7 protein-coding genes are annotated in these 8,828 nt (G+C 43.4%); 6 read left to right on the top strand and 1 reads right to left on the bottom strand.

Going from position 1 to position 8,828, the window contains the following annotated elements:
* Positions 1-605 precede the first annotated feature (605 nt).
* The 4 genes from A3729_RS01730 to A3729_RS01715 all read left to right on the top strand — a co-directional run bounded on the left by A3729_RS01730 (position 606) and on the right by A3729_RS01715 (position 5,805).
* Positions 606-1,337: a PEP-CTERM sorting domain-containing protein gene (locus A3729_RS01730; RefSeq protein ID WP_068633021.1), complete on the top strand. Its 732-nt coding sequence runs from the start codon at positions 606-608 to the stop codon at positions 1,335-1,337.
* Between the two features lie 174 nt (positions 1,338-1,511).
* On the top strand, positions 1,512-2,444 hold the full coding sequence (locus tag A3729_RS01725) for a class I SAM-dependent methyltransferase (RefSeq protein WP_068508856.1): 933 nt from the start codon (positions 1,512-1,514) through the stop codon (positions 2,442-2,444).
* A 20-nt stretch (positions 2,445-2,464) separates the two neighbouring features.
* On the top strand, positions 2,465-3,592 hold the full coding sequence (locus A3729_RS01720; protein ID WP_068514383.1) for a PQQ-dependent sugar dehydrogenase: 1,128 nt from the start codon (positions 2,465-2,467) through the stop codon (positions 3,590-3,592).
* Between the two features lie 170 nt (positions 3,593-3,762).
* A complete protein-coding gene (locus tag A3729_RS01715; RefSeq protein WP_068514231.1) occupies positions 3,763-5,805 on the top strand; it encodes a VIT and VWA domain-containing protein in 2,043 nt (680 codons plus the stop codon).
* 83 nt (positions 5,806-5,888) lie between these two features.
* On the opposite strand, the gene A3729_RS01710 is transcribed toward A3729_RS01715, so the two are convergent.
* Positions 5,889-6,638: a helix-turn-helix transcriptional regulator gene (locus tag A3729_RS01710; RefSeq protein ID WP_068514227.1), complete on the bottom strand. Its 750-nt coding sequence runs from the start codon at positions 6,636-6,638 to the stop codon at positions 5,889-5,891.
* A gap of 264 nt (positions 6,639-6,902) precedes the next feature.
* On the opposite strand from A3729_RS01710, the gene A3729_RS01705 reads away from it, so the two are divergent.
* On the top strand, positions 6,903-7,976 hold the full coding sequence (locus A3729_RS01705; protein WP_068514223.1) for a GGDEF domain-containing protein: 1,074 nt from the start codon (positions 6,903-6,905) through the stop codon (positions 7,974-7,976).
* A 361-nt stretch (positions 7,977-8,337) separates the two neighbouring features.
* Positions 8,338-8,828: transposase zinc-binding domain-containing protein (locus A3729_RS01700; protein WP_197475478.1), on the top strand; the 491-nt coding region annotated here is incomplete at its 3' end.

Genomic DNA, 8,828 nt, shown 5'->3' with positions numbered 1-8,828 from the left:
ATCACTGGCACAAACTTCTTCTTGGTGAGGAAATTCACCCGGTAAGCCTGAAAGGTCAATCGTAGCATTGGCAATGCTTGCGGATGCGGCCACAAGCACGGTGATGGTTTTCTTAACTAAACCCGGCATGGTTATCCCCTTGGATATCTTAATATATTTATTTTTATAGCCCAAAGAACACAATGTTTTACAGCTACCTTAGACTAAATAAGGGTGCAATTGAGCACTCACATTCTAAACTAGCCATTTCAACATTCCCCCCTCCCCAAGCAGGGGGAATAAACAAAGCACTTGAGAATTGAATATTTTATTCTGCAATTACAAATACTTAGAAATATAACGCTATATTCTACCAATCGACTCGATTCGTTAATACGTGAACCAATTCAAATTTTAATAGCGGGCCAGCCTCATTATGAATAGCCACTTTTTACCAACTTTTATGACAAATAGTGTCGAAGAGTTTTACACGTTCTGAAACCTACCTTTATAGCCTTGCGGACAAGTTACTGTAATAACTAAAGTTACAGAATCTGGTCTATTTCCTGCGTATTTTTTGATCAATAACTCACAATAAAACCAACACAATAGGAAGGAAACAGACAATGAAAAACATTATTTGGCATTTGTGTACAGCTGTCGTTCTATCCTTGTCTTCTTCAATTGCTTCGGCTGCAGTATTGGATATTGACTTTAATGGCTCTCAGTTCTTGCTAGGTACTTTCGACAGTGCAGAAACAGGCACTGATTTCTACAACTATGGTAGCCCTTGGGCAGCATCAGCGAACCCGGTTTACCCTGGAACCACAACCCCCATCCCCTTAGAAGCTGACGCCTTGCAGATATTTTCTCATGTGAATACGCTTACCAATGAATTGAGCTTTGGGGTAATTCTTGAAAGACCAAATGGAAGTGGAGGCGGCTCTTTTAATGCCAGCATTGACTTTTCTACACCCGCAGCACTGGCATTCTTAGATGACCCAAATGAAGGAGGTAATAGTGCACTGGGTACAACTAGCTCTATCAATATTGATTTGGATTGGGTGAATTGCTGTACCGATGGCTTTGTCATCATCGGCTTCGACCCTGAAGACTTATTTATCGACCTGTACAATGTGACCGGTAGCGACTTGGACAGAGCAATATTTCTAAGTCCTGATGGCCAGAATACGCAGTTTGCTTTTCCCGATGACGTATTCTCAATCAGCATAGGTTCCTGTGACCCACAAACCGACCCCAATCAATGCGTGATTAGCGTATCTGAGCCCTCAACGTTTGCCCTACTAGCGTTTGGTTTATTTGGCATAGGTTTAATGAGGCGGCGCAGTATTGCTTAACGACTTCTTTTTCCATACAACCTATAAGGTATTCGCCTTATAGGTTCTCTTACTCTCTCTTTATGATTTAATTAACTGCTCTTCTTTCGCGGCCAAAATCATAAAAATAGATCTACCATCATTTCTTTTATAGAATCCCCTGAACAATCACTGAGCCGGACCAAAATTTCTGCAATGACTACTGTACAGAACCTCCTAAAGCAAGAACTAGGTGAAAACCTTAGACAATCGCCTGAACAGGTTTGCCGAGTATTCCATGGCAGAGGTCGGTTTTTTCCCTCATTTGAGAACCTCAATATTGAGTGGTATCCACCCGTTTTATTTGTCCAATGCTATGAAGGTGAGCTAAGCAACAATGAGCTTTCCGTCATTAAGGAGATCTTTGAAGAGCATGAGTTTATTCAAAGCGTATTGCTCCAATCCCGGCCTTGGCCCGATGTGGAAAATGAGGTTTTGTTTACACGAACTAGCAATAAGCCTGAACTGCCTTTGGAGTTTAATGCAGCACTTGATAAGGATCTTTTGTGTAAGGTTAGTTTAGGCGAAAACCGCAACACAGGCGTGTTTCCAGACATGCGAAGTGGCTGGCATTGGCTTGCTGAACACGCCGAAAACAAACGTGTTCTAAACCTTTTTTCTTATACCTCGGTATTTTCTTTGTTTGCTTTGAAAGGTGGCGCAAAGAAAGTAGTTAATATTGATATGTGCGGTAGCGCCACCAAAACCGCACAATTAAATCATCAGATAAATAATCTACTGGATGAAAGAGTATCGATTTGGAAAAAGAACATTCTTAAGTCAAACAGCCAAATTGCCAAGCAGTCAAAGTTCGACATAATCATTCTCGACCCGCCGCCTTTTCATAAAGGCTCCTTTCGAGGCTGGCCTGACTATCAGAAACTACTACGTCGCTGCACCAAATACTTAAAGGATGGCGGAGTTATCTTAGCGGCCCTAAACAATCAACAAGTAACCTTTTCAGAATTTGAACGCGACATACGAGAGACGATAGAGGATGTAAGATCTATCACGCCTTTAGCGCTTAGTGATGAAATAAAAGAACTGGAGCCTGATAAGGGGTTAAAACTTGCCTTGATTGAATGCTGAAGCTATTGGAGTTCCCTAAAATGTACAATTTCATTGCATGTATTAGTCTTGCGTTCTTCATAAGCTTTGCCAGCCCAAGCTTTTCCCGCACTATCCTTGAAGGGCAAAGTGGCCAGATTCACTTCATTTTGGAAGAACTATACTCAGGCTTAAATATTCCTTGGGGACTGGCTTTTCTGGATGCCAACACTCTATTAATTACCGAACGACGTGGCCGGCTTTATAGTTTGGATATTCAAACAAAGCAGCTCACAACTATCCAAGGGCTTAAGAACGTGCTTGCCAAAGGCCAAGGTGGCCTTCTTGATATTGCCATAAGCCCAACATTCAGCTCATCAAAGAATATTTATCTTAGTTATAGCAAAAGACATGATGGAAAGGGAACGACAGCCCTTGCCAGCGCCCAACTCACAGAGAATCAGCAGCTAAGGCATTGGCGTGAGCTATTCGTAGCGAAAGGCGATAGCGATACCTTCCGACACTTTGGTAGCCGTATTGCCTTTGACAATCAGGGGCACATATTTTTCAGCGTCGGTGACCGAGGCAAACGGGAAGACGCGCAAAACCTAAGCAATCATGCCGGAAGCATCATTCGATTAAATTTAGACGGCACGGTTCCTAAAGATAACCCTTTCACTCAACTAGCCCGCGCCCTACCCGAAATATGGTCTTACGGGCACCGAAACCCACAAGGTTTAGCTTTTACTCCCGACAAGTCTGTTTTATGGTCTATCGAGCATGGACCAAGAGGTGGTGACGAAATAAACCTGATTAAACCAGGCAAAAATTATGGCTGGCCCATCATTTCCTATGGCAAGGAATACTGGGGGCCAATTTCTGTGGGTGAAAGCACTCATAAAGAAGGCATGGAGCAACCCGTTAAATATTATGTTCCCTCCATTGCGCCAGGGAGTCTGATCGTTTATTCAGGCAAAGCCTTCAAGGAATGGAAAGGGGACCTCTTTTCAGGTGCACTAAAGATGACACACCTAAACCGAGTATCGCTCAACAAGCAGTATCAGGCTATCGCTGAAGAACGATTACTTGAAAGCCTGGGCGAACGCATTCGAGCAGTTGTCGAAAGTCCTGAAGGCTGGATTTACCTTTCCACCGACAGTGGACGCATTTTGCGTTTGCGTGATAAATAGTTTTGAGTGACTACAACAAAACAATCCTTGTATAAAAATATGGAAAAGTATCGTTATCTAATACCCTCAGGCTCTTGCTATTAGACTTAGTCGTTTTTTATTGAGTATCCGTTCATCACCATCTAGTTTTGCTTTCGCTTGTTGCCACAAACCAACAAATGGAGAGCATTATGAACAGACAACCAAACTTCTTAGAATTGATAAGCTTTACCCTATTATTCGCATTTAGCATGATGTCGCAGGCCGCTGGACTCATGTCACCCGCAAACGGTCAGCTACCAGCGTTGGAAATAAAACAACACCATGTAGATGTCACTATCGAGGATGGCTATGCCATTACTTCAGTAACACAATTATTTTTCAACCCGAATGACACCACGCTAGAAGCAATCTACTCCTTCCCCATTCCAGAAAAAGCAGCGGTAGGAGAGTTCACCTATTGGATAGACGGTAAAGCTGTGACTGGCGAGGTGCTTGAGAAAAAACAAGCTCGCGAGATTTATGAGCAAGAAAAAGCACAAGGCAGAGAAACCGCCTTAACAGAACAGGATGAGTATAAATCTTTTGATAGTGCCGTTTACCCGGTTTTGCCAAAGCAAGATGTCAAAATCCGATTAGTCTACATTCAAGCTGTCCATTCAGACCATGGCATTGGCAGTTATGTCTACCCACTTGAAGATGGTGGCGTCGATGAAGAAAAGTTGGCCTTTTGGAGCTACAACGAAGTGGTAACCGAAGCATTCAGCTTCAAGATGAATATAAGATCCTCTTACCCTATTGACGATGTCCGTCTTCCGAAACATCCGCAGGCAATTGTCACCTCAAACACGAATCAGGCATGGCATATATCCATGATGAATGGGCAGGCCGCACAAAACGAAGAAGACTCAAACCCAATCACAGCAAAGCAATCAATCACTAAACTCGATCAAGATATCGTGGTCTACTGGAGACATCAACAAGGCCTGCCAGGCTCGATTGATATGGTCACACACAAAGAACCCGGAAAAGACAAAGGAACCTTTATGATGACCATCACCCCGGGGGATGACTTAAGTAAAATCAACTTGGGGCGAGATTGGATCTTTGTACTGGACTACTCAGGCTCAATGCAGGGAAAATACCACAGCCTTATCGAAGGCGTTAACAAAGGGCTTTCCAAGCTAAATCCAAATGACCGTTTTCGCATCATCCTATTTAACAACAATGCAAGTGAGATCACACAAGGTTACACCCCTGCGACAGCCGAGAATGTATCAAGATATACACAATCACTTGAATCGACGACCCCTAATGGCGGCACAAATTTATACGACGGCCTGAAAAAAGGCATCAAAGGTCTCGATTCTGATCGCGCGAGTGCCATCATCTTAGTCACCGATGGCGTTGCTAATATCGGCACCACGGAGAAAAAATCCTTTCTAAGCTTACTCGAACAATATGATGTACGACTCTTTACCTTTGTGATGGGCAACAGTGCTAATAGACCACTACTCGATAGCATGACAAAAATTTCTAACGGCTTCGCAATGAGTGTATCCAATAGTGATGACATCGTTGGCAAGCTAATGATCGCTACCGAAAAACTAACTCACGAAGCCTTTCATGATGTCGAAGTTGATATTGACGGCGTTAAGGTTAAAAACCTTACACCCGCCCGTATCGGTTCTGTGTACCGAGGTCAGCAGCTTATCTTGTTCGGACATTACTGGGGAAATGGTAAAGCAACGGTTGAAATCAAAGGCAAAATGTCAGGCCAACAACAAACCTACACAACGTCTTTTGACTTCCCAAAACAAAGTGAACTCAACCCTGAGATAGAAAGGTTATGGGCGTTCGCGAGCATTGAAGCATTGCAGAATAAAATTGACTATCTAGGCGAAGATGCAGATGCCAAACAAGCCATCATCGACATTGCCAAACAATATGGTTTAGTCACCGACTACACTTCGATGATTGTTGTGAGAGAAGAGGTATTCAAGCAGCTTAACATTTCAAGAGATAACGCCAAACGCGTAAAGAAAGAATTGCAGGCTAAACAACAACGCGCAAGCCAGCCGGTAAGAGACCATCGTAAAGATGCCCATCAACCAGCTTTCAACAACACCCGCGCTTACCCGAGCTCTGGTGGAGGCTCATCTAGCCCCTGGATGATGTTATTGCTGCTCATCGCGGCGGTGTTATCACGAAAGCTTCAATCAAAGCGTTCATAAAACACCCTAAAAAACGAAACCAATGCTGATCTATGAACTCGGTTTTCATAGATCAGCCCACACCTCAAACTACCCCATCAATACTAAAACTTTCGCAGATCCTTTTTTCTGCGCATCTTCTCAAAAGCCAAAGGCTCCCATCGACGCATACCTGTGACAACACTAGTACCGAATCGCTCTTTAACAGGCAACTTTTCATCCTCTACATGTAAGCGATGAAATTCCTCTGCAAGTTGATCCAACTTTCTCTGAAAGATCAGGTTAGAGGCTTTAGAGAGCATCCCCACCACAAACTGTCGTTTGTCACTGGGCTCATCAAACCTATAGTTAAAGAACTCATTCACTAGAATTTCTTCGAAAAACCGCTGTATAGGGCCGTTCTTTTGCCAACTGAAGTTTCTATCAACTAATAACTTTATGCGATTTCCAGGCAACAACTCGATCAACTTTAGGCGATCTAATTTGGCAAGATGCTGGATTAACGCGGTCTCAGTTAAATCATAGGTAGACAATATATCTTCAAAGCTCCAACGATTTAAGGCACTATTTGCGACAATCAAAAGCGGAAGATCATCAATAATTTCTTTTTCTTGCTCAATCGTCAAACTTCGAATCTGATCAGACTGTCTCACCATCTCCACCAGATCACTAATTTCAATACCTAAAAATTCACAAATTTGATCTAGCCTTTTTAGCGAAAAGCTTTCCTCAGAAAACAAACGTTTCACGCTCGCCTCACTTAAATTGAGGGCATCAGCCACATCTGCATATTTTACATCGTTAATTTTCAAACATTTTTTCAGTGCTTTGACTAAAGCAGCGCTCTGAGACATCTGATCTCCCTATTATGAAACAGCGGTTCATGAGAATGACAGCAATACCGAATACTATGAAATATCGGGCTTATATCCAAACCTAGAATGGTTTTATCGTTACCATCAACAACTAAAATGACTGAATTAGGCCGGCGGACAACTGGATAGACGAAATGATTTATGATTGAAAAAGTCTTATAATTCTTAGATTATTGCACAAACTAGAGGCTTGAACTCAGGTTACAGACAAATATTACCAGGCTAAATGGAGTAGCGAGTAATATGACAGAGCAACAAATACCTGTGCGGGAAAGCCGTCAAAAAAAGCTTAAACAAGCTGTTGACTGCCTTAAGAAAACTATCCCACAAATGAAAGACCTTGAAATCCCAATCACCCCGGAAAACTACTTCGTTTGGTATGAGTATTTTCAAGGAATGAACCTCGAGCTACGCAAGAAAATAGATAGCCTGCTAGAAAGTGGAACGAACTTTACAGACAGCTTAAATAACTCACTCTACGAAACTTATATTGCAAACCAAACGCAGGATAAACTGAGCCATATACAAGGCGATACAGAGACGCTTGTGGACAACCTGCTGCAAGAGCTGGAAAAAATCCTTGAGGGCAACCAGGCTTTTTCAGCCGCACTGGAAGAAAGCCAGAATGATCTAAAGAAAAACCCCGATATCAACAGCATCACTCAGCTCGTTGCCAAGCTTATTGAAGAAACTGACCAAGTTAGACAAGCCAACACATCAATGGAAAACTCCTTAATCGTTGTGAAGGAGGAAGTCAGTACTTTAAAAAGGAACTTGGAAGAACTGAACGAAACGGCGTTTACCGACCAGCTCACCGGCATCCCGAATCGACGAGCATTTGATGAGTCTATTAAAACACTAGTAAATGAGTTTGAACAAACACTGAAGCCCTTCTCTCTCCTATTTATGGATATTGATCACTTCAAATCGTTTAATGATACGCACGGCCACGCAGTAGGCGACAAAGTTTTAACCTTTATCGCAACAGTTCTAAAGAAGGGTGTCAAAGGTGACGATATCGTCGCTCGTTATGGAGGTGAAGAATTCGTGGCGCTATTACCCAACACACGCTACGAAGGCGCACTCGTTGTAGGCCAGCAGCTATGCGATAAGGTCGCCAGTAAAAACCTGGTTATGGGCAGTGATAAAAAAGTCACCCTGGGTAATATTACCATTTCTGTCGGTGTTGCGAGTATGCAAACCTCTGACACAATTGATGGCTTAGTAGAGCGCGCTGACCAAGCCTTGTATGCAGCTAAGAAACAAGGCCGGAACAGAGTAATTGGAGAGACGCAGAACCTTGCGCAAAGTCAGTAGTATCAGAAAGGTGTATCGGCTCGAACCCTTTCTCAAAGGTTGGAGTTCAGTGCACGGCATAGTTAAACAGCACTCAAAGGCGTGAAAGTCCGCAAAACGGACCTTCATGACTGATCGATAAACAAGGATATTTTGGCCAATATTGATCTGATCGGTTACTTCTGGAAAGTGAGATAAGCGGACATAACTTGAGAATTGTCTTCAGATCTAATCTGGCCCTTCCTAACTAGCATTTTTATATTACAAAAGACCCGAAAGCGGACATAACAGTTGGACTGTTTTTACAAAATTACGGCCAATATTCGCTAAGTGAAGCTTCTTCTATATGCTGTATGTATAAACAGTATCAAGGAGGATACTCATGTCACCGGCAAGGAATGTCTGGGCGAGTCAAGCACCATACTATGAACGCCATCAGCCCGAAAAGACGCTCCTCTATCAATTGGTTCAGGAACATTATCCTGTCTTTAAGTCCTCGTTGGAGGGTCAGGGACAAAGCTTGCCTCGTTACGTTCAGAGAGAGTTCGAAGATTTTCTCCAATGTGGTCGGCTGGAATATGGCTTTTTGCGTGTCCGCTGCGAGGATTGCCATCATGAACGATTGGTCGCATTTAGCTGCAAGCGCAGAGGGTTCTGCCCCAGCTGTGGTGCCCGCCGGATGGCGGAGAGTGCCGCGCTCTTGGTGGATGAGGTGTTTCCCAAAGTTCCCATACGCCAGTGGGTGCTGAGCTTTCCCTTCCAGTTACGATTCCTGCTGGCTCGCCATCCAGAGCTGATGGGTAAAGTGTTAGGCATTGTCTACCGCACCGTCTCTACGCATTTAATTAGGCAGGCTGGTTTTACCAAGGCTAC

The sequence above is a fragment of the Oleiphilus sp. HI0043 genome (assembly GCF_001634935.1).
This window is presented reverse-complemented; position numbering and strand designations above follow the sequence as displayed.